The following is an 18,669-nucleotide window of genomic DNA, read 5'->3' as shown; positions in this document are numbered from 1 at the left end:
TACGATTCCGCCCAGTACGATCTGGAACCGTTCGAGGACACCGGGAGGGGGCGATTCGCCCGAATATTCCAAGTGATCTCGTCGTGGAACGACAAATTCGCTGAGACCTGGTCCACCCTTACGAACCGGTCGGAGGCCCGAGAAGTCGCCGACGACGACACACGCCGCCAGTGGCTGGTGCTCGGCGGTCAGAGCCTGGGTGCCGCGGTCGCGGGCATGCTGTTGTTCAAGGGCTTCGAGCAGATGTGGGAGATGCTGCCGTGGGTGGCGCTCGCACTGGCGATGGTGGTGATCCTCGGCCTGGTGGCGCTGGTGCGTGTCCTGCGGCGCACCGACGATATCCTCAGCACCGTCATCGCGGTGTTCGTCGGTGTTTTCGTAACGCTGGGACCGCTGGCCTTTCTGCTCAGTACGGGCTGAGTGAGGGGGTGATGGTGGCGAATCTCTCGTCGGGTGGCGATTCGAATACGGTGGCGCCGCAGCGGATAAAAGTCGGTCTGTCCACCGCCTCGGTCTATCCGCAGAACACCGAGGCAGCTTTTCGCTATGCCGCCGAGATCGGCTACGACGGTGTCGAGTTGATGGTGTGGGCCGAGCCCGCCAGTCAACACATCGACACCGTGCGGGGTTATGCGCACAAGTACGGGATACCGGTGCTCGCGGTGCACGCACCGTGTCTACTCATCTCGCAACGGGTTTGGGGTGCGGACCCGGTGGCCAAACTGGCACGCAGCGTACGCGCCGCCGAGGTGCTCGGCGCCGATACCGTGGTGGTGCACCCGCCGTTCCGTTGGCAGCGGCGCTACGCCGAGGGGTTCGCCGCGCAGGTGGCCGAGTTGGAACGGGACAGCTCCATCACGGTGGCGGTGGAGAACATGTTCCCCATGCGGGCCGATACCCTGTTCGGTCGTCGAAAGGGGTCGGTGCGCCGGATGGAACGGCGTGGCGGTCCCGGACTCGCCGTCACCGCGTTCAGTCCGTCCTACGACCCGACCGATACCGGATTCCGGCACTACACCCTGGACCTGTCACATACGGCGACCGCCGGAATGGACGCCGTGGCATTGCTCACACGCATGGGGTCGGGCCTGGCCCACCTGCACCTGGCCGATGGGCGTGGCGCCGCGTACGACGAACACCTGGTGCCGGGGGAGGGCACCCAGCCGTGTGCCGAGGTGTGCGCAACGCTGGCCCGGACCGGTTTCACCGGCCATGTGGTCGCCGAGATCAATACCCAGAACGCACGCACCACCGTCGATCGGGCGGCTATGCTGCGGCGCACTCTGACCTTCGCCCGAACCCATCTGGATACCGGTTCTGCTCCGGTCTCGCCACCGCGTGAACCGAAAGTTCCCGAACCGGAACACGATACCGCCGGATAGCGGATTCGTGACGGAGGACACGGGGACTGCTCGGGATTGGAAAACCGGTTTGTATCAAGATTGAAAGTCGTACGTACCCCCGGTAACGGATATCGGTCCGATGGAACAGGAGTGTCGATGACGACGGAGCTGAGCCCCGATATCGATGTGGTGCGCCCTGACGCGCCGTTCGCCCGGGTGTGTACATTGACCGAGCTGGCCGCGGCAGAGCCGGGCGCCGGTCGTTACCGCGGTTTCATCGACGACACCTGGACCATCGGCCCCAAGGTGCACGGCGGCACAATGGTCGCCATCTCGGCAGCCGCCGCCACCAGATGGCTGCGCACCGTCGAACCGGACCACGCGGATATGGCACCGATCGCCGCCAGCACCGACTTCCTCGGCGCCCCGGAACCCGGTGAGGTCGACTTCGAGGTGACCATCCGCAAGGTGGGCCGGCAGATCTGTCTGGCCGATGTGCAGCTGATCCAGCGGGAACGTTCCCTGGTACGTACCGCTTTCACCTTCGGCCGGCTCGACGACGAGCAGACCCCACCGCAGTACGCCCCCGAACACACCGACCTACCGGTCGAGCCCCGCTCCGACGCCATCGACTACGAACCACAGTCGCCCATGGGGCGGATCGTGCACGTGGCCCGCGAGATGGAACTGTATCTGGACCGGGAATGGGCTCCGTTCATCGATGGCGCCCAGGGGGAGCCACGGATGCGAATGTGGGTTCGCCCCCGCGCCGGTGACCAGGCCACCCCGGATATCGCGGCCTACCTGGCCATGATGGTGGCCGATATGAGCCCGCCGGTGCCGATGAACCTCGGGCATTTCGGATGGGCGCCCACCGTGCAGATGACCACCTACCTGCGTCGCCGACCTGCCCCCGGATGGTTGCGGGTAATCGCGACCACCCATGAGGTCGGTGGCCGAATGTTCGACTGCGATCAGATCGTTGTCGATGCCACCGGGGCCCTGGTAGCGCAGAGCCGCCAACTCGCACTCCTCCCGTCCAGCTGAGCTGTCACCGGGCTGCCGTCTTCGAGGTCGGCGTTCGGTCGCTGTGTTGGTTGGGCGACCTCTCGGGCCTCTTCGTGGTTACGCGGGCTGCCGTCTTCGAGGTCGGCGTTCGGTCGCTGTGTTGGTTGGGCGACCTCTCGGGCCTCTTCGTGGTTACGCGGGCTGCCGTCTTCAAGGCCGGCGTTCGGTCGCTGTGTTGGTTGGGCGACCTCTCGGGCCTCTTCGTGGTTACGCGGGCTGCCGCCTCCGAGGCCGGCGTTCGGTCGCCGGGCGGCTAGCCTTGATCTCCATGACGAGAATTGCGGTGATCGGTGGCGGTCGGATCGGCGAGGCGCTGGTCGCGGGGCTGCTCGAAGCCGGATATGCGGTGAAGAACCTGGTCGTGGTGGAGACGCATTCGGATCGGGCCGAGCTGATCGCGAGCCGTTTCGGGGTGCGGGTGACCAGCGCGGTGGATGATGCGGCGGTGGGGGCCGATCTGCTGGTGATCGCGGTCAAACCACTCGATGTCGACGGGGTACTCACCGACCTCGCGAAAACCGAACTGGGTGGGGATCGGGATCAGGTGCTGGTATCGCTGGCGGCCGGTGTGCCCACATCCCGCCTGGAGGCCAAACTTCCCGCGGGGTTCCCGGTGGTCCGGGTGATGCCCAATACTCCGATGCTGGTCGGCCAAGGTATGAGTGTGGTCTCCGCCGGTCGGTATGCCACCGCCGAGCAGGTGGAGCTGGTCACCGAGATGCTCGAGGCGGTCGGTGCGGTCGCGGTGGTGCCCGAGGCGCAGATGGACGCCGTGACCGCGGTATCCGGGTCCGGACCGGCCTATTTCTTCCTCGTGGTGGAGGCGATGGTGGAAGCCGCGGTCGGCCTGGGGCTGAGCCGTGACACCGCATCTCGACTGGTGGTGCAGACCATGCTCGGTTCGGCGGCCATGCTGGCGGAATCGGGTCAGACCGCGGTGGACCTGCGGGCGGCGGTCACCTCTCCGGCCGGAACCACGGCGGCGGCGGTGCGAGAACTCGAACGCGCCGGAATCCGTTCGGCTTTCATGGAGGCGTTGCACGCGGCAAAACAACGTTCTGTGGAACAGGGCGCATCCGCCGAATAACCGATCGGCACCCAGCGTATGAATCGGTTTTCTCACTCCCGTCGCAGTAACCCCACTGGTCCCGCTAAGCTTCAGTGAGCACGTGCGTGTCTGTTCCGCTGGTGGGGAAGCCGGCGGCGCGGACGTGCCGGAGGTCAGTGGCGCGATGATGTCTTCGAACAAGATATCTGCAAACAGCAGCGGTGGTTCGTCGCAAGGACAACCGATACTCGGCGGAGGTACGCAATTTCTCACCGTCGCCGAGGTGGCGGATCTGATGCGTGTATCCAAGATGACGGTGTACCGGCTGGTGCACTCGGGAGAACTGCCGGCGGTTCGGGTCGGCAGATCCTTCCGGGTACACGCCAAGGCGGTTCACGAATATCTCGAAACGTCCTACTTCGACGCGGGATGATCCGATTTCCGACGCGGCTCGGCAGGCCGGTACGATAGATCATCGGTTTCGTGTTCGCGCGCCTTCCATCGCACAGCTGTGGTTGTGTGTCGTGCGGCGGTGAGCACCGAGAACGAGGCCTGCCGAGCAGCCGGACCGTTGGCGTACGCGAGCGCGTGCGCGTGGCGGCCGAGCGTCGGCCCCTGAGTCGGTAGCAACGCGTGACCGCGAAGGGGTAGCGAAGCCGCCAATTCGACACAGTAGAGAGAACGCGAGGAACGCCCTATGGGTTCTGTGATCAAGAAACGCCGTAAGCGTATGTCGAAGAAGAAGCACCGTAAGCTGCTTCGTCGTACCCGCGTCCAGCGGCGCAAACTCGGCAAGTAGGTCCGATGTGCCGAAGAACCCGCTACCATCTGGTGGCGGGTTTTTCGTTGTGTTTCAAGCCGCTGAAGTCGGCGTTAGAAGCCGGTTAATACCCTCGATAGCGGCGAACGTGTGGCTACTCTGGTAAACGGACTAGTGAGCGGGGGTTCGATGCTCGAGGCGGGACGGTTCGGTGCAGGTGAACGGTGAGAACAACCCCACATACACACCCCGGGTCGTAATGGTGACCGGAGCGAGTCGCTTCTTCGGTGGCAATGTGGTGTGTCGACTCGCCCAAAGATCGGATATCGAACGGATCGTGGCGGTCGATGTGGTTTCACCGGCCCCTGAGCTGCGTCGCAAAATGGGCCGCGCCGAATTCGTGCGCGCCGATATTCGTAATCCTTTGATCCGCAAGGTGATAGGACGTTACGGCGTGGATACCGTGGTGCATACCGCGATACTGTCCCAGCCCCGGGCCGGGGGTGGTCGGGCGGCGATGAAGGATATGAATGTCCTCGGCGCGATGCAGTTGTTCGCGGCCTGCCAGAAAACGCCCACCATGCGTCGAGTGGTTTTGCGCTCCAGTTCGGCGGTATACGGGGGAAGCGCTCGGGATCCGGTGAAATTCACCGAGGAAATGAGTGCCCGAGTGCCACCTCGCGGTTGGTTCGCCCGAGATGTCATCGAAATCGAGGGGTACCTGCGCGGTCTGGCGCGTCGTCGCTCCGATATCGCCACCCTGACGCTGCGGTTGGCCCCGGTGGTGGGGCCGGGACTCGCCGCTCGGGCCGCCGAATATCTGCGTTCCCCTTTGACGCCCACCGTCCTGGGGCGGGACGCGCGGCTGCAGTTCCTGCACGAGGAAGACGCCGTCTCCGCCCTGGTACATGCCGTTTTCCATGGCCCGGGCGGCACCTACAATATTGCTGGAGACGGCGCGCTAGCGCTATCGCAGGCGGTACGTCGGTCCGGTCGGGTGCCGCTTCCGGTACCGTGGACGATGTTCCGCACCGTAGGTCGAACACTGATGGGCCCGGTGATGCGTGACTTCAGTGTCGAACAACTCGAGTATTTCCATTTCGGCTGCGGTCTGGACACCACGCGTATGCGCGTCGAACTCGGTTTCGCGCCGCGCTGGACGACGGTCCAGGCGTTCGACGACCTGATAGGGGGCGCAGCGTTGCGACCCGTCATCGATCCGGCCTGGATCGATGTCGCAGAACGAAAACTGCTCGGCCTGCTCGGGGCCGCTACGGGAGCACATCAATGAGCCATTCAGCCAAGGTCATCAACCTGCACGACCTTACCTCCGCACCGCGGCCCCGCCCCCCGGCACGCCCCTGGCAGGGACGGACCGCCCAACCGGTCACCTCGTTGACCGACCGGCTGCCCAAGGAGCCCGCCGAGCCGCATTCGCTGTCGGAGGTGATGCGCGGTGCGCTCGGGAAGCAGATCTCGACGGCGGCCGAGTTCGCTCGCCGGCGCCTCACCGGCGACTATCAGATCGACGAATTCGGATTCGACGAGCACCTGCTCGAGTCGGCATTGTTGCCCGTGCTGCGCCCACTCGCAGAACACTGGTTCCGGGTGCAGATCAGCGGGATGGAGAATATTCCGGAATCCGGTGGGGCGTTGATCGTGTCCAACCATGCGGGCACGGTTCCGCTGGACGGGTTGATGTTGCAGTTGGTCGTACACGACCACCACCCCAAACAGCGCGCGCTACGCCTGCTCGCCGCCGATCTGGTTTTCGACCTGCCGGTACTCGGCGCGCTGGCCCGTAAGGCCGGACATACCTTGGCCTGCCGCCCCGACGCCGAACGGCTACTGCGCTCCGGTGAACTGACCGGGGTCTTCCCGGAGGGATTCAAGGGCGTCGGCAAGAAGTACGCCGACCGGTACAAGCTGCAACGTTTCGGTCGCGGTGGGTTCGTCGCCGCCGCGGTGCGCACCGGGGTGCCGATCATCCCCTGCTCGATCGTCGGATCCGAGGAGATCTATCCCAAGCTGGCCGATATCAAGCCGCTGGCCCGATTGCTCGGCCTGCCCTACTTCCCGGTGACGCCGCTGTTCCCGCATCTCGGCCCACTCGGCGTGGTCCCGTTGCCGTCGAAGTGGTACATCGAGTTCGGTGCCCCGATCACCACCGACCATTTCGCGGCCGAGGACGCCGACGATCCGATGACGATGTTCGAGGTCACCGACCAGGTGCGAGAAACCATCCAGCAGACGCTCTACAAACTCCTCACCAGGCGCCGTAACGTCTTCACCGGCTGAGGGACCTCGGCAGGATCCGCCGAGGTCGCCCGGAGGTGTGTCGCTCAGAGGCTTTTCTCGCGGCGGCGGGTCACCGCCGCCGCGACCGCACCACCCGCGGCGCCCAGGGCCAGCGCCGTGGGCACGCCGATCTTCGCCGCTTTACGGCCGGTGCGGAAATCGCGGATTTCCCAGCCGCGGGCCTTGGCGACCTCGCGTAGGTCCGAATCCGGATTGATGGCCACGGCGGTACCGGTCAGGGAAAGCATCGGCACGTCGTTGTGACTGTCGGAATAGGCGGTGCAGCGTTTCAGGTTCAACCCCTCGCGGATGGCCAGGGCGCGGACCGCATGGGCCTTTCCGAGACCGTGCAGAATATCGCCGACCAGCCGGCCGGTGAACTTCCCGTCCACGCTTTCTGCCACCGTGCCCAGGGCACCGGTCAGACCGAGCCGTTTGGCGATCACCTGCGCCAACTCCACCGGTGTGGCGGTGACCAGCCACACCTGCTGGCCGGCGTCGAGATGCATCTGCGCGAGTGCGCGCGTCCCCGGCCAGATCTTGTCCGCGATGATCTCGTCGTAGATTTCCTCGCCCAAAGCGGCGAGTTCGGCGGTGGAACGCCCCGCGATGAAGGCCAACGCCTTCTCCTTGCCCGAGGCCATATCGGTGCTGTTTTCTTTACCGGTGACGCGGAACTTCACCTGTTTCCACGCGATATCCAACAGATCCGAGGTCTTGAAATAATTACGGGCCGCCAGGCCACGGGCGAAATGCACGATCGATGCGCCCTGCACCATGGTGTTGTCCACATCGAAGAATGCGGCCGCGGTCAGATCCCGCGGCACCTCCGGCCGCTCCGGTTCCGTACCGTCGGCGCGTTCGGCGTCCTGTAGCGCCAGCGCGGCATCGGCGCTGGCCTCACCCGCGAGATTGGCCCGGACCTCTTCTTCGCTCGGCCCGAAGGGGCTGCGTGAGATGCGCGCCAGCTGCTCGGACAGCCCCTGCCCGAGCGGCCCGAGATTCCAGCGCACCGGAAACTCACCGAACCGGCCCGCGATGAATCCGGTCTTTACCGACTTTGATCGTTCCGGCACCAGTACCTCCGCCCATTCGCGCGAACCACGTCCACACTAACCGGATTCGGTCCCGGTCAGGTATGGACGGCACACCCATCACCCGCCCGGCCGGGCGTTTAATAGCGCTATGACCGATCCAACCTCCACCAATCCGACAACGCACGAGGTGACTCTGCTGACCAGAGCCGGTTGCGGTATGTGTGATCGAGCACTGGAGCAGCTGCGGGTGATCTGTTCCGAATTCGGCGTGCCGGTGCGCACGGTGGACGTGGATGTGGTCGCCGCCACCGATCCGGCATTGCGCGCGGAGTACGGCGACCGGTTGCCGGTGGTACTGCTGGACGGTCGAGAGCACAGCTATTTCGATGTCGACGAGTTGCGATTGCGCACCGACCTGAGTCGCTGAGTAAAAATGAGGCCAATTTCACCGACTTTGTGCAGGGCTTCACAAGCGGTTACGGTGGTGTCACGCGACCCGCGGGCCGGGCGATACCCCAGACCGCCGGTTCGCGGTGAATCAACCCGATATCCGACCCCGCCACCGCAGTGCGCTCGCGGCGGAGGTCGCCGACGACCCCAGCCCTCATCGGGCCGGACGAGGAGCCGAAGACGTGACAGAGCAGCATGAGACGCCCAGTGGTGTCTCCGGCAGGGCTCTGCAGCCGAACGTCGGCCCCGAAGGTGGCGGCCCGCGTGACCACGGAGGGGCCCGGGAGGCTGCCAATCGTACCCAGCGGTCGAACGTCGGCTCCGAAGGCGGCAGCCCGCGGAACATCCCCCAGGCCACGGTGGCCCGGTTGGCCACCTATCTTCGGGTCCTCGCCGCTTTGAGCGACGAGGGTGTGGCCATCGTATCGAGTGAAGAACTCGCCGGCGCAGCGGGTGTCAATTCCGCCAAGCTTCGCAAGGATCTTTCCTTCCTCGGCCCCAACGGGGTGCGCGGGGTCGGCTACGACGTGGCCCGGTTGCGCGCCCGGATCGAAGACGTTCTCGGACTGTCCGAGGGGCATCGGGTGGTGTTGGTCGGCGCCGGAAACCTGGGTAGGGCATTGGTCGGTTACCGGGGGTTCCGGCGGCGTGGGTTCACCGTGGTGGGATTGTTCGACAACGATCCGTCCGTGATCGGCCAGGAGATCTCCGGGTTGCGGGTGCGTGACGTCGTCGAGTTGGCCGCGGCGATCGAATCCCTGCATCCGACGATCGCGGTGATCGCGGTGCCCGACGACGCGGCCCAGCAGGTGTGTGACGAGCTGGTCGCCGCCGGGATGCAGTCCATTCTCAGCTTCGCCCCCCGGGTGCTGGTGGCTCCGCCGAACGTGGAGATCCGACGGGTGGATCTCGCGGCGGAGATGCAGATGCTGTCCTTCGAACGGGTGCGCAACGCCGATCCCGAGCACCCGACGCTCGAACCGGACGCGGCCGGGGCCGACAGCGCCGACGGAAAACCACGCGCGGCGGCGTCGATCCGGGATGATGTGGCGAAAAACTCCCCTTCACGTTCGAACAATGTGCCTGCTGACAGCGTTGTACCGGAACGCGCGACCGACCGGGGTGACACTGCCGCGGCATATCCGTTGACCGGCTCCGGTCGCATAGCCCGCCGAGTGCCCGCCCATTCTCCGTCCGGACCCGCCGGACATACCCCGTGCGCGGCGCCGTCCGGCCAGTTGACCTCGCATTCGGCAACGGAGCCAACCAGCAAGGGATCGGTGTGCACACCATGAGCGTTCTTCTCGTCGGCATATCTCATCGCAGCGCCCCCGTGTCGGTGCTGGAGAAGGTGGCGGTCACCGATACCGACCGACCCAAGCTGATCGACCGCATGCTCGAGTCCAGCCATATCTCCGAGGCGATGATCGTGTCCACCTGCAACCGGGTGGAGGTCTATGCCGTGGTCGACGCTTTTCACGGCGGACTGGCCGAGGTCGGCGAGTTGTTGACCAAACATTCCGGGTTGCCGTTGCCCGAACTCACCCGGCACGCCTATGTGCGCTACAGCGAGGCCGCGGCCGAGCATCTGTTCGCGGTGGCCAGCGGACTGGACTCGATGGTGGTCGGCGAGCAGCAGGTGCTCAGCCAGATTCGCAGCGCGTACGCCAATGCCGACGCCCAGCAGGCGGTCGGCCGCACCCTGCACGAACTGTCCCAGCATGCCCTGCGGGTTGGGAAGCGGGTGCACGCGGAGACCGGAATCGACCGGGCGGGCGCGTCGGTGGTGTCGGTGGCACTGGACCGGGCCACCGCGGTGCTCGGGCCGTTGGCCGGCCGGACCGCGGCCGTGGTCGGCGCGGGCGCCATGGGCGGGTTGGCCGTAGCGCATCTGTCGCGGGCCGGTATCGGCCGGATCATCGTCACCAACCGCACTCTGGAACGCGCTCGGCGGTTGGCCGCCACCGCGGAGTCGCACGGGGTGCCGGCGCAGGCCTACGAGTTGTCGCGACTCACCGAGGCCATGGCGGCGGCCGATGTGGTGGTCACCTGCACCGGTGCGGTCGGCGCGGTGGTGACCTTGGCCGACACCCATCGTGCCCTGACCGACCGCGAACGGTCCGGGCGCGGGCCGTTGGTCTTCTGCGATCTGGGGCTTCCTCGCGATGTCGAGCACGCGGTCGCCGGGCTGCCCGGGGTGAGTGTGATCGATATCGAAACCCTGCAGCGGGATCCGTCCGCCGGGGCGGCCGCCGCCGATACCGTCGCGGCCCGGGCCATTGTCGCGGAGGAGCTCGCCAAGTACCTCGCCGGACAGCGGATGGCCGAGGTCACCCCGACCGTCGCCGCGCTGCGTCAGCGCGCCGCCGAAGTGGTCGAGGCCGAACTGTTGCGATTGGATTCCCGACTGCCGGGCCTGGCGGATCCGGAACGCGACGAAGTGGCACGCACTGTGCGCCGGGTGGTGGACAAACTGCTGCACGCCCCGACCGTCCGGGTCAAGCAACTGGCCACCACTCCCGGTGGCGACAGCTATGCCGAGGCCCTGCGAGAGCTGTTCGAACTCAAGCCGGGCGCGGTGCAGGCGGTGGCGGCTCCCATGGAGGTCACCCCGCGTGGCGCCGAGCACAACGGGGTCGGCTGGATGAGCCTGGACGGCGAGATCGCGCTCGCCGACGATTTCACCCCCGGCCGTTCCGACGACGGACAGGAGCAGTCGGCATGACCATCGTGCAGGGCGCAGACGATGCGCTGGGCGCCGCGCCGATGCGGGTATCCGGGCGCGGGCCGTTGCGTATCGGCACCCGGGCCAGCCTGCTCGCGCGTACCCAGGCCGGCACCGTACGCGATGCGTTGATCGCATCCGGTCGATCCGCCGAATTGGTGTTGGTGAAGACCGAGGGCGATCTGGTCGGTGGACCGGTGCAGAACATCGGGGTCGGCGTATTCACCACCGCATTGCGGGACAAACTCGCCGCTGGAGAGATCGATATCGCGGTGCACTCGTACAAGGACCTGCCGACCGCCCCCGATCCTCGTTTCACCATTGCCGCCATCCCACCGCGGGAGGATCCGCGGGATGCGCTCGTCGCCCGCGACGGACTGGTGCTGGGCGAGTTGCCGCCCGGTGCGGTTGTGGGCACATCGGCGCCGCGACGGGCCGCGCAGCTGCGGGCACTCGGGCTGGGCCTGGAGGTGGTTCCGTTGCGTGGGAACCTCGACACCCGGCTGCGCAAGGTCGCCGAGGGAGAAATGGATGCCGTCGTGGTCGCCAGGGCCGGGTTGGCCCGGATCGGGCGATTGGACGCGGTCACCGAGGCGCTGGAGCCGGTGCAGTTGCTGCCCGCTCCGGCGCAGGGAGCGCTCGCCGTGGAGTGCCGGGCCGACGACGCCGAGCTGATCACGGCGCTGTCCGGTCTGGACGACGCAGCCGCCCGCGCGGCGGTCGAGGCGGAACGGGCGCTGCTCGCCGAACTGCAGGCGGGGTGTTCGGCGCCCGTCGGGGCGATCGCCGAGGTCGTCGAATCGCTCGACGACGAGGGGCGGATCGTCGAGGAGCTGTCGTTGCGCGGCTGTGCTGCCGCCGTCGACGGTTCCGATGTGGTGCGGGCCTCGATGGTCGGCGCTCCTGCCGACGCGGCCGAACTCGGCCGTGCGCTGGCCCGCGAACTATTGGATCTGGGTGCCCGCGAGTTGCTCGCGTCCGCACCCGCACCGGCGGAGGCCGGCACCCTCCCGGCGGGGGAGAACACCGCCACGGACTTCACCGAACCCAGTCCCATGGAGAACAACCGATGAGTCGAGCCAGCAAGAAGCATCCGGGGCGGATCCTTTTCGTCGGGTCGGGCCCCGGTGATCCGGCCCTGCTGACCCTCCGGTCACGGGAGGTGCTCGGCCGGGCCACGCTCGCGTTCACCGATCCCGATGTGGATGCCGGCGTATTAGCCCTGATCGGGACGGCGGTGGAGCCGGGGCCCGACGGTGAGCCCGGGGTGGATGTGCGCCCCGCGCTGGGTGAGCCGGCCGAGGTGGCCAAAACGCTGATCGCGGAGGCCAAGGCCGGACACGATGTGGTGCGCGTGGTCTCCGGGGATCCGCTCACCACCGACGCGGTGATCGCCGAGGTCACCGCCGTCACCCGCTCGCATATCGTCTTCGAGGTGCTGCCGGGGCTGCCCGCCGGTTCCGCGGTGCCGGCCTACGCCGGTATCGCCCTCGGGTCCGGGCACACCGAGGCCGATGTGCGCGGTGAGGTCGACTGGGCCGCATTGGCCGCAGCGCCCGGTCCGCTGGTGTTGCACGCCACCTCCGGGCATCTGGCCGAGACGGCGAGCGCGCTGGTCGAACACGGTATGGCTCCGCAGACACCGGTGGCGGTGACCATTCGCGGCACCACCCGCCAGCAGCGCACCATCGAGGCCACGCTGGCCACCTTGAACAGCGCCGCGTCCGAACTGGTCGGCCCCCTGGTGGTGACCATCGGCAAAGTGGTCTCGCAGCGGTCGAAGATGTCGTGGTGGGAGTCCCGGGCCCTCTACGGGTGGACGGTGCTGGTGCCGCGCACCAAGGACCAGGCCGCGGAGATGAGCGAGCGGCTGGTCATGCACGGCGCGATCCCGAAGGAAGTGCCCACCATCGCGGTGGAGCCACCGCGCAGCCCGGCACAGATGGAACGCGCGGTCAAAGGATTGGTGGACGGTCGGTACCAGTGGGTGGTGTTCACCTCCACCAATGCGGTGCGCGCGGTGTGGGAGAAGTTCGCCGAATTCGGTCTGGACGCTCGGGCGTTCTCCGGTGTGAAGATCGCTTGTGTCGGGGAGGCCACCGCCGACAAGGTGCGTTCGTTCGGTATCAAGCCCGAACTGCTGCCCAGTGGGGAACAGTCCTCGCTGGGGCTGCTCGCCGATTTCCCGCCCTACGACGATGTGTTCGATCCGGTGAACCGGGTGCTGCTGCCGCGCGCGGATATCGCCACCGAAACCTTGGCCGAGGGTCTGCGTGACCGTGGCTGGGAAATCGATGACGTCACCGCTTACCGCACCGTACGTGCCTCGCCGCCGCCCGCGGAGACCCGCGAGATGATCAAGACCGGTGGTTTCGACGCGGTGCTGTTCACCTCCTCGTCGACGGTTCGGAATCTGGTGGGTATCGCGGGCAAACCGCACGCGCGCACGATCGTCGCCTGTATCGGCCCCAAGACGGCCGAAACCGCGGTCGAGTTCGGATTGCGGGTGGATGTGCAGCCCGAAGTGGCCCAGGTCGGTCCGCTGGTGGAGGCCCTGGCCGAGCATGCGGCCCGACTCCGTGCCGAGGGGCTGCTGCCCCCGCCGCGGAAGAAGAGCCGCCGCAGCCGGTAACCGGCACACATCCGGCAAACGGGTCCCGCGGCAAGAGGTCGGCCCGCGCCCCGCCCTGCCGTCGACCCGGCCATAAGATACGACCTATGACCGGAATCGAACGGCCGCGGCGGTTGCGGCGCACCCCGGCACTGCGGCGATTGGTTGCCGAGACCGATCTGGAGCCCCGGCACCTGGTGCTGCCGATGTTCGTCGCCGATGGTTTGACCGAACCACGCGAGATCGGGTCGATGCCAGGGGTCTATCAGCATTCGATGGACTCGCTGCGCCGGACTGCGGTCGAGGCGGTCGAGGCCGGTGTCGGTGGGCTCATGTTGTTCGGTGTGCCCCGAGCGGAGGACAAGGATCCACTCGGTAGCCAGGCCTCCGATCCGGACGGCATTCTCAACCGCGGGTTGCGTGCTCTGTCCGTGGAGGTCGGCGATGCGACGGTCGTCATGGCCGATACCTGCCTGGACGAGTTCACCGACCACGGCCATTGCGGTGTGTTGGATGCCGCGGGTGCGGTGGACAACGACGCCACGGTGGCGCGGTATGTGGAGATGGCGGTGGCACAGGCCGAGGCCGGGGCGGATCTGCTCGGCACCAGCGGCATGATGGACGGACAGGTGGGTGCGATCCGGGAGGGTTTGGACGCTGCCGGCCGGTTCGACACCGGCATTCTCGCCTATGCGGCGAAGTACGCCTCCGCCTTCTACGGTCCGTTCCGGGAAGCGGTGGCCTCATCGCTGCAGGGCGACCGGCGCACCTATCAGCAGGACCCCGCCAACCGTCGGGAGTCCATGCGAGAGCTGGAGCTGGATCTGGCCGAGGGCGCCGATATCGTGATGGTCAAACCGGCCATGTCCTATCTGGACATTCTGCGTGATGTCGCGGATCGGTCCACCGTCCCGGTGGCGGCCTACCAGATCTCCGGCGAGTACGCGATGATCACCGCCGCTGCCGAACGCGGGTGGATCGACCGCGATGCCGCGATTCTCGAATCACTGCTCGGTATCCGCCGGGCGGGCGCGGATATCGTGCTCACCTACTGGGCCACCGAGATCGCGCGCCGGCTGTCGTGAGTATGCCGGCGGATGTTGCCATCGCGCGGCAACTGTGGTGGGGGGTCATAGGTCTGGGAGTGGTGCGGTTGTTCGTATCGCTCGTGGACATGTTGGGGCGGCGGGAGGAATTCGTCGCGGAGATGACGGAGCAGCTGCGCACGACCGAGGCGCAGCTCACCCCGGCGGGAATCGATCTGCTGGTGACCACGGCGATCATCCTGTCCGGGATATTCGGCCTGGGATTCGCGGCGATCGGTCTGCTGATCGTGCACCAGCTCGGTAAGGGGCGACTGTGGGCCCGGACGGTGCTGACCTTCGTCGGGGTGTGGCTGGTGTTCACGGGGTTGGGCACCCTGTTCGCCATCGAAGCGATCGATGGCATCGCGCCGCTGGTGGCGGGCGCGGCGGCGCTCGTTCAGGCCGTCCTGGCGGGCGGTGCGATCTATCTGTGCCATCGCGAAGATGCGGCGAAGTGGTTCCAAGTGCATCGCTGATGGGTATCCCTGATACCGAACACAAAGTTTGTTTTGGGTATTCCTGGATGTACAGTGAGGGCTGTCACAGGAGACACGCAGCCGGTGACCTGGGCGTTCGTCCGTAAGGACGGCGAGCCGGGGCCCGGGGATCGGAGGCAGCGATGCGAGTGGTGATCCAGCAGCCGCAGAGTACTCGGCGGGATCTGCTCGTATTGAGTCTGGTGGTTCTGTTCGGGCTGCTCACCGTGGCCGTGCTGCTGATTCCCGGTCTGATCGGCTGATAGCGGGTACGGTCTCCGCGCGGGGCGCGTTCGCCCGCCGGTGCGGGACAGCTCGACCGGGAGGGTATGTGTGAGCCGTGCGTGTGGGGGGAGCGGAACCGGGTCGGGTGAAAAGGTGCTCTTCTACGAGCCGGGTGCCCGGTGGCGCGCAGTTTGTTACGGTCCCGTGTTGTGCCTGCTCGTTCTGGTTCTGGAACTCGCGACCGGAGCCAGACCGCACTGGTTCGCCCTGGCCTTCTGCGCGGTGCTCATCACGGGTTTCGCCATCGTCCAGGTGATCGCGGTCCGCACTCATGTGGGGGTCGAGCTCACCGAGACGACCCTGCGCAACGGCACCGAAACGCTGCCGGTGAGTTCGATCGCAGCCGTGCTGTCCCCCACCGAGAAACCGCCGGCGTCGCAGGAATCCCGGTCCGGTGCGGAATCGTGGGAGGACGCTCGGACGCTAGGAGAGCTGTCCGGGGTGCCTCGTCGACGCACCGCTATCGGGCTGCGCCGGACCGACGGGACGTTCGTGCGGGCATGGGCCAGGGACCATCGCGGTCTGCGCGCCGCGCTCACCACACTGGTGGAGACACCTGGGGCCGCCGCGGAGAAACCGCTCGGAGAGCGAGGAGAAGATCGGTGAACAGATCTGCTGTCGTATCGGCCGCCGAGTTCGTGGTCGCGGTGCTCTGCCTGGCCGGGGCGGTGCTGTGTTGGAACCGAGGGGTGCAGGTCGGCGAGTTCCCCGCCCGGGGTGATATCCCGGCCTTCGCCGCCACCCGGTATGCGGGGCCCTGGCTGCTCGCGGCGGTGATATCGGTGACGGGCGCCGCGCTGTTCGCGCTCGACATATGCGTCCGGGTGGTGCGGCTGGTGCGCGGTGGTGCGCGGGTGCCGCATGCGTAGGGGAGTCCGTACCGGCGCCGCGGGCGGGCGCGGGCCGGTGGCGAGGCGGTATTCGGTCGTCTCCCTCGGGTGCCGCGCCGTGTTGACGGCCGCGGCCGTCGTGCTCGGGTGCGGTACCGGCCCGGCCGCCGCCGCACCGGATCCGAATCCGGCACTGATCGCGCCGGGCCTGGTGCCCGAGACCGGTTCGGCGGCGATCCACAACGACCTCATGTGCCGGCTGCAGGTCGTCTGGCCGGCGGCACCCTGTCGATACACCTAGACGTCGCTTGGACGATACGGGCCGCGTTCCTCGATGTCCGCGGCTGTTATCGCGGCGCGGGTCACTCGCACTACACCCTGTCGTCGACGCGGTGGGGCCCGGCTGCCAAACTGGAGGCCGTGAGTTCTTCTCCGCGCGCGGCCGAGGCAAAGGTGCCGGTCTCCGATCAACTCTTCCGGCGAGCCGAATCAGTTGTCCCCGGTGGGGTGAATTCCCCGGTCCGGGCCTTCGGTTCGGTGGGTGGTACCCCGCGTTTCATCACCTCCGCGCGGGGATGCACCCTCACCGACGCCGATGGCAACGAGTATGTCGACCTCGTGTGTTCCTGGGGGCCCATGATCCTGGGGCATGCCCATCCGGAAGTGGTCGAGGCGGTGCGGCGGGTCGCGGTGGACGGACTGTCGTTCGGCGCCCCGACTGCGGCGGAGGTGGAGCTGGCCGAACTCATCGTGGAACGGGTCGCGCCGGTGGAGAAGGTGCGTCTGGTGAATTCCGGTACCGAGGCCACCATGAGCGCCGTCCGGCTCGCCCGCGGGTACACCGGGCGGTCCAAGATCATCAAGTTCGCCGGTTGCTATCACGGGCATGTGGACGCGCTGCTCGCCGAGGCGGGCTCCGGGGTCGCCACCTTCGGGCTGCCGACCTCACCCGGTGTCACCGGCGCCCAGGCGGCCGACACCATCGTGCTGCCCTACAACGATCTCGATGCCGTGGCCGCTGCGTTCGCCGCGTATCCGGGGGAGATCGCGGCCGTGATCACCGAGGCCGCGGCCGGCAATATGGGCGCGGTCGCGCCGCTGCCCGGCTTCAACACCGGTCTGCGCAGGCTCACCACGGAATACGGTGCTCTGCTCATCATGGACGAGGTCATGACCGGTTTCCGGGTAAGCCGTTCGGGGTGGTACGGCCTGGAAGCGGTGAATGCCGACCTGTTCACCTTCGGCAAGGTGATGAGCGGTGGTCTGCCCGCGGCAGCTTTCGGCGGCCGGGCCGAGGTGATGGATCGGTTGGCCCCGTTGGGTCCCGTCTATCAGGCGGGCACCCTGTCGGGTAACCCGGTGGCGGTGGCCGCCGGGCTGGCCACCCTGCGGGCCGCCGATGACGCGGTGTATACGGCGCTGGATCGCAACAGCGAACGGCTCGGCATTCTGCTCACCGAGGCGCTCACCGACGCGGGGGTGCCGCACCGGGTCGGGTTCGCAGGCAATATGGTGAGCGTGTTCTTCGGCGATGCCCCGGTTCACGACTACGCTTCCGTCAAGGCGAGTCAGACCTGGCGTTATCCGGCCTTCTTCCACGCGCTGCTCGACGGTGGGGTATACGCGCCGGCGAGCGCGTTCGAAGTATGGTTCGTGTCCGCGGCGCTCGACGAAGACGCATTCGACCGTATCGCCGCAGCCCTGCCCGCCGCCGCTCGTGCGGCGGCGAGCGCGACACCCGAAGGAACCCGCGCGTGACCCAGCCCGATTCCGAGCGCGACCCCATCCCGCCCACAGACACCGATACCGCCGATACCACCACCGACCCGGAGGCCGTCGAGACGATCGTGCATGTCCTCCGGCACGGTGAAGTGCACAATCCTCGCGGAATCCTGTACGGCCGGCTGCCGGGATTCGGTCTGTCGGTGACCGGACGCGCTCAGGCCGGGGCCGTGGCCCGGGTATTGGCCGATCACGATATCGCCGTGGTCATCGCCTCGCCGCTACAGCGCGCCCAGGAGACCGCGGAACCCATCGCCGCCCGGCACGGTCTGCCGGTGCGCACCGACGAGAACCTGATCGAAGCGGGCAACACCTTCGAGGGTCTGCGGGTGTCGGTGGGAGACGGGGCACTGCGCAAACCGCGGCACTGGTGGAAACTGCGCGACCCGTTCACCCCCTCGTGGGGCGAACCGTATCTACAGATCGCGCATCGCATGCTGGCCGCGGTGAACAAGGCGCGGGCGGAGGCGGCCGGTCGGGAGGCGGTGCTGGTATCGCACCAGCTACCGGTCTGGACGCTGCGCCGGTTCCTGCAGGGCCAGCGGCTGTGGCACGATCCGCGGCAGCGACAGTGCTCACTGGCCTCACTCACTTCCCTGGTGTACCACGGAGAGACCCTCGTGGACATCGTCTACTCCGAGCCCGCGGGCGGCTCGGACCCCAGGGTGACCGGGGCATGAGCGGTCAGCGCCCGGAGGAGGTAGCGCAGCGTGACCACGCAGGGCGCACGCTCAGGCCCCATCGACACGGCATGAGCGGTCAGCGCCCGGAGGAGGTAGCGCAGCGTGACCACGCAGGGCGCACGCTCAGGCCCCATCGACACGGCATGAGCGGTCAGCGCCCGGAGGAGGTAGCGCAGCGTGACCACGCA

General features: G+C 67.3%; 20 protein-coding genes and 1 pseudogene. 20 read left to right on the top strand and 1 reads right to left on the bottom strand.

From position 1 onward, the window contains the following. Window positions 1-165 precede the first annotated feature (165 nt). The 8 genes and pseudogenes from ON32_RS30970 to ON32_RS21420 form a co-directional block, all read left to right on the top strand. Window positions 166-420, top strand: a pseudogene (locus ON32_RS30970) (Rv0497 family membrane protein); the annotation flags it as partial. An 11-nt stretch (window positions 421-431) separates the two neighbouring features. Next, entirely contained in the window at window positions 432-1,382 is a 951-nt protein-coding gene (locus ON32_RS21450) for a sugar phosphate isomerase/epimerase family protein (protein ID WP_051133534.1), read from the top strand. A 117-nt stretch (window positions 1,383-1,499) separates the two neighbouring features. Further along, window positions 1,500-2,390, top strand: coding sequence for a thioesterase family protein (locus ON32_RS21445; RefSeq protein WP_083874699.1), 891 nt, complete (start codon window positions 1,500-1,502; stop codon window positions 2,388-2,390). 289 nt (window positions 2,391-2,679) lie between these two features. Beyond that, complete coding sequence (gene proC / locus ON32_RS21435; RefSeq protein ID WP_040792812.1) at window positions 2,680-3,498, top strand: pyrroline-5-carboxylate reductase; 819 nt, start codon at window positions 2,680-2,682, stop codon at window positions 3,496-3,498. 145 nt (window positions 3,499-3,643) lie between these two features. Beyond that, complete coding sequence (locus tag ON32_RS21430; protein ID WP_040792747.1) at window positions 3,644-3,892, top strand: helix-turn-helix domain-containing protein; 249 nt, start codon at window positions 3,644-3,646, stop codon at window positions 3,890-3,892. A gap of 264 nt (window positions 3,893-4,156) precedes the next feature. Continuing rightward, window positions 4,157-4,258, top strand: coding sequence for a 30S ribosomal protein bS22 (locus tag ON32_RS28145; protein WP_003402602.1), 102 nt, complete (start codon window positions 4,157-4,159; stop codon window positions 4,256-4,258). Between the two features lie 220 nt (window positions 4,259-4,478). Then, on the top strand, window positions 4,479-5,510 hold the full coding sequence (locus ON32_RS21425) for an NAD-dependent epimerase/dehydratase family protein (RefSeq protein ID WP_040792811.1): 1,032 nt from the start codon (window positions 4,479-4,481) through the stop codon (window positions 5,508-5,510). Then, the gene (locus tag ON32_RS21420; RefSeq protein ID WP_040792746.1) at window positions 5,507-6,517 is read left to right on the top strand and encodes a lysophospholipid acyltransferase family protein; all 1,011 of its coding nucleotides are present in this window, start codon (window positions 5,507-5,509) and stop codon (window positions 6,515-6,517) included. The genes ON32_RS21425 and ON32_RS21420 overlap by 4 nt, the downstream gene beginning before the upstream one ends. Before the next feature lie 44 nt (window positions 6,518-6,561). Here the strand turns inward: ON32_RS21420 and ON32_RS21415 are convergent, their stop codons facing one another. Beyond that, window positions 6,562-7,530: an HAD family hydrolase gene (locus tag ON32_RS21415; RefSeq protein ID WP_040792810.1), complete on the bottom strand. Its 969-nt coding sequence runs from the start codon at window positions 7,528-7,530 to the stop codon at window positions 6,562-6,564. Window positions 7,531-7,702: 172 nt separating this feature from the next. Here ON32_RS21415 and ON32_RS21410 point away from each other — a divergent pair, with 172 nt between their 5' ends. The 12 genes from ON32_RS21410 to ON32_RS21350 all read left to right on the top strand — a co-directional run bounded on the left by ON32_RS21410 (window position 7,703) and on the right by ON32_RS21350 (window position 18,478). Continuing rightward, on the top strand, window positions 7,703-7,981 hold the full coding sequence (locus ON32_RS21410) for a glutaredoxin family protein (protein WP_040792745.1): 279 nt from the start codon (window positions 7,703-7,705) through the stop codon (window positions 7,979-7,981). A 205-nt stretch (window positions 7,982-8,186) separates the two neighbouring features. After that, a complete protein-coding gene (locus ON32_RS21400) occupies window positions 8,187-9,299 on the top strand; it encodes a redox-sensing transcriptional repressor Rex (protein WP_083874702.1) in 1,113 nt (370 codons plus the stop codon). Continuing rightward, on the top strand, window positions 9,296-10,729 hold the full coding sequence (locus ON32_RS21395; RefSeq protein WP_040792809.1) for a glutamyl-tRNA reductase: 1,434 nt from the start codon (window positions 9,296-9,298) through the stop codon (window positions 10,727-10,729). The genes ON32_RS21400 and ON32_RS21395 overlap by 4 nt, the downstream gene beginning before the upstream one ends. 41 nt (window positions 10,730-10,770) lie before the next feature. After that, window positions 10,771-11,802 carry a hydroxymethylbilane synthase gene (gene hemC / locus ON32_RS21390; RefSeq protein ID WP_040792808.1) on the top strand — a complete coding sequence of 344 codons (1,032 nt, stop codon included), beginning with the start codon at window positions 10,771-10,773 and terminating at the stop codon, window positions 11,800-11,802. Next, window positions 11,799-13,361 carry a bifunctional uroporphyrinogen-III C-methyltransferase/uroporphyrinogen-III synthase gene (locus ON32_RS21385; protein WP_040792742.1) on the top strand — a complete coding sequence of 521 codons (1,563 nt, stop codon included), beginning with the start codon at window positions 11,799-11,801 and terminating at the stop codon, window positions 13,359-13,361. Before hemC ends, ON32_RS21385 begins: the two co-directional genes overlap by 4 nt. An 86-nt stretch (window positions 13,362-13,447) precedes the next feature. Then, window positions 13,448-14,425 carry a porphobilinogen synthase gene (hemB, locus tag ON32_RS21380; protein ID WP_040792741.1) on the top strand — a complete coding sequence of 326 codons (978 nt, stop codon included), beginning with the start codon at window positions 13,448-13,450 and terminating at the stop codon, window positions 14,423-14,425. Between the two features lie 2 nt (window positions 14,426-14,427). After that, window positions 14,428-14,901: a hypothetical protein gene (locus ON32_RS21375; RefSeq protein ID WP_051133533.1), complete on the top strand. Its 474-nt coding sequence runs from the start codon at window positions 14,428-14,430 to the stop codon at window positions 14,899-14,901. A 378-nt stretch (window positions 14,902-15,279) separates the two neighbouring features. Next, on the top strand, window positions 15,280-15,792 hold the full coding sequence (mce1N, locus tag ON32_RS21370; RefSeq protein ID WP_040792740.1) for a transport-regulating membrane protein Mce1N: 513 nt from the start codon (window positions 15,280-15,282) through the stop codon (window positions 15,790-15,792). Continuing rightward, window positions 15,789-16,055, top strand: coding sequence for a hypothetical protein (locus ON32_RS21365; RefSeq protein WP_157224281.1), 267 nt, complete (start codon window positions 15,789-15,791; stop codon window positions 16,053-16,055). The genes mce1N and ON32_RS21365 overlap by 4 nt, the downstream gene beginning before the upstream one ends. Beyond that, window positions 16,048-16,317 (top strand): hypothetical protein, encoded by a 270-nt coding sequence (locus tag ON32_RS21360; protein ID WP_157224280.1) that lies wholly within the window; start codon window positions 16,048-16,050, stop codon window positions 16,315-16,317. The genes ON32_RS21365 and ON32_RS21360 overlap by 8 nt, the downstream gene beginning before the upstream one ends. A gap of 119 nt (window positions 16,318-16,436) precedes the next feature. Further along, on the top strand, window positions 16,437-17,774 hold the full coding sequence (gene hemL, locus ON32_RS21355) for a glutamate-1-semialdehyde 2,1-aminomutase (protein ID WP_040792738.1): 1,338 nt from the start codon (window positions 16,437-16,439) through the stop codon (window positions 17,772-17,774). Between the two features lie 26 nt (window positions 17,775-17,800). Beyond that, complete coding sequence (locus ON32_RS21350) at window positions 17,801-18,478, top strand: histidine phosphatase family protein (RefSeq protein ID WP_051133545.1); 678 nt, start codon at window positions 17,801-17,803, stop codon at window positions 18,476-18,478. The last annotated feature ends 191 nt before the right edge of the window (window positions 18,479-18,669 follow it).

The sequence above is a fragment of the Nocardia paucivorans NBRC 100373 genome (genome assembly GCF_000308675.1).
GTDB lineage: Bacteria > Actinomycetota > Actinomycetes > Mycobacteriales > Mycobacteriaceae > Nocardia > Nocardia paucivorans.
Note: the sequence above shows the minus strand (reverse complement) of the source record. Positions and strands in the feature narration are given on the sequence as shown.

Coding starts and splice junctions, on each gene's coding strand:
- hemC (WP_040792808.1), top strand. CDS start 10,771: ATGCGGGTATCCGGGCGCGGGCCGTTGCGTATCGGCACCCGGGCCAGC.
- ON32_RS21420 (WP_040792746.1), top strand. CDS start 5,507: ATGAGCCATTCAGCCAAGGTCATCAACCTGCACGACCTTACCTCCGCA.
- ON32_RS21375 (WP_051133533.1), top strand. CDS start 14,428: ATGCCGGCGGATGTTGCCATCGCGCGGCAACTGTGGTGGGGGGTCATA.
- ON32_RS21410 (WP_040792745.1), top strand. CDS start 7,703: ATGACCGATCCAACCTCCACCAATCCGACAACGCACGAGGTGACTCTG.
- proC (WP_040792812.1), top strand. CDS start 2,680: ATGACGAGAATTGCGGTGATCGGTGGCGGTCGGATCGGCGAGGCGCTG.
- ON32_RS21450 (WP_051133534.1), top strand. CDS start 432: ATGGTGGCGAATCTCTCGTCGGGTGGCGATTCGAATACGGTGGCGCCG.
- ON32_RS21395 (WP_040792809.1), top strand. CDS start 9,296: ATGAGCGTTCTTCTCGTCGGCATATCTCATCGCAGCGCCCCCGTGTCG.
- ON32_RS21425 (WP_040792811.1), top strand. CDS start 4,479: ATGGTGACCGGAGCGAGTCGCTTCTTCGGTGGCAATGTGGTGTGTCGA.
- ON32_RS21430 (WP_040792747.1), top strand. CDS start 3,644: ATGATGTCTTCGAACAAGATATCTGCAAACAGCAGCGGTGGTTCGTCG.
- ON32_RS28145 (WP_003402602.1), top strand. CDS start 4,157: ATGGGTTCTGTGATCAAGAAACGCCGTAAGCGTATGTCGAAGAAGAAG.
- ON32_RS21445 (WP_083874699.1), top strand. CDS start 1,500: ATGACGACGGAGCTGAGCCCCGATATCGATGTGGTGCGCCCTGACGCG.
- hemB (WP_040792741.1), top strand. CDS start 13,448: ATGACCGGAATCGAACGGCCGCGGCGGTTGCGGCGCACCCCGGCACTG.
- ON32_RS21360 (WP_157224280.1), top strand. CDS start 16,048: ATGCGTAGGGGAGTCCGTACCGGCGCCGCGGGCGGGCGCGGGCCGGTG.
- ON32_RS21385 (WP_040792742.1), top strand. CDS start 11,799: ATGAGTCGAGCCAGCAAGAAGCATCCGGGGCGGATCCTTTTCGTCGGG.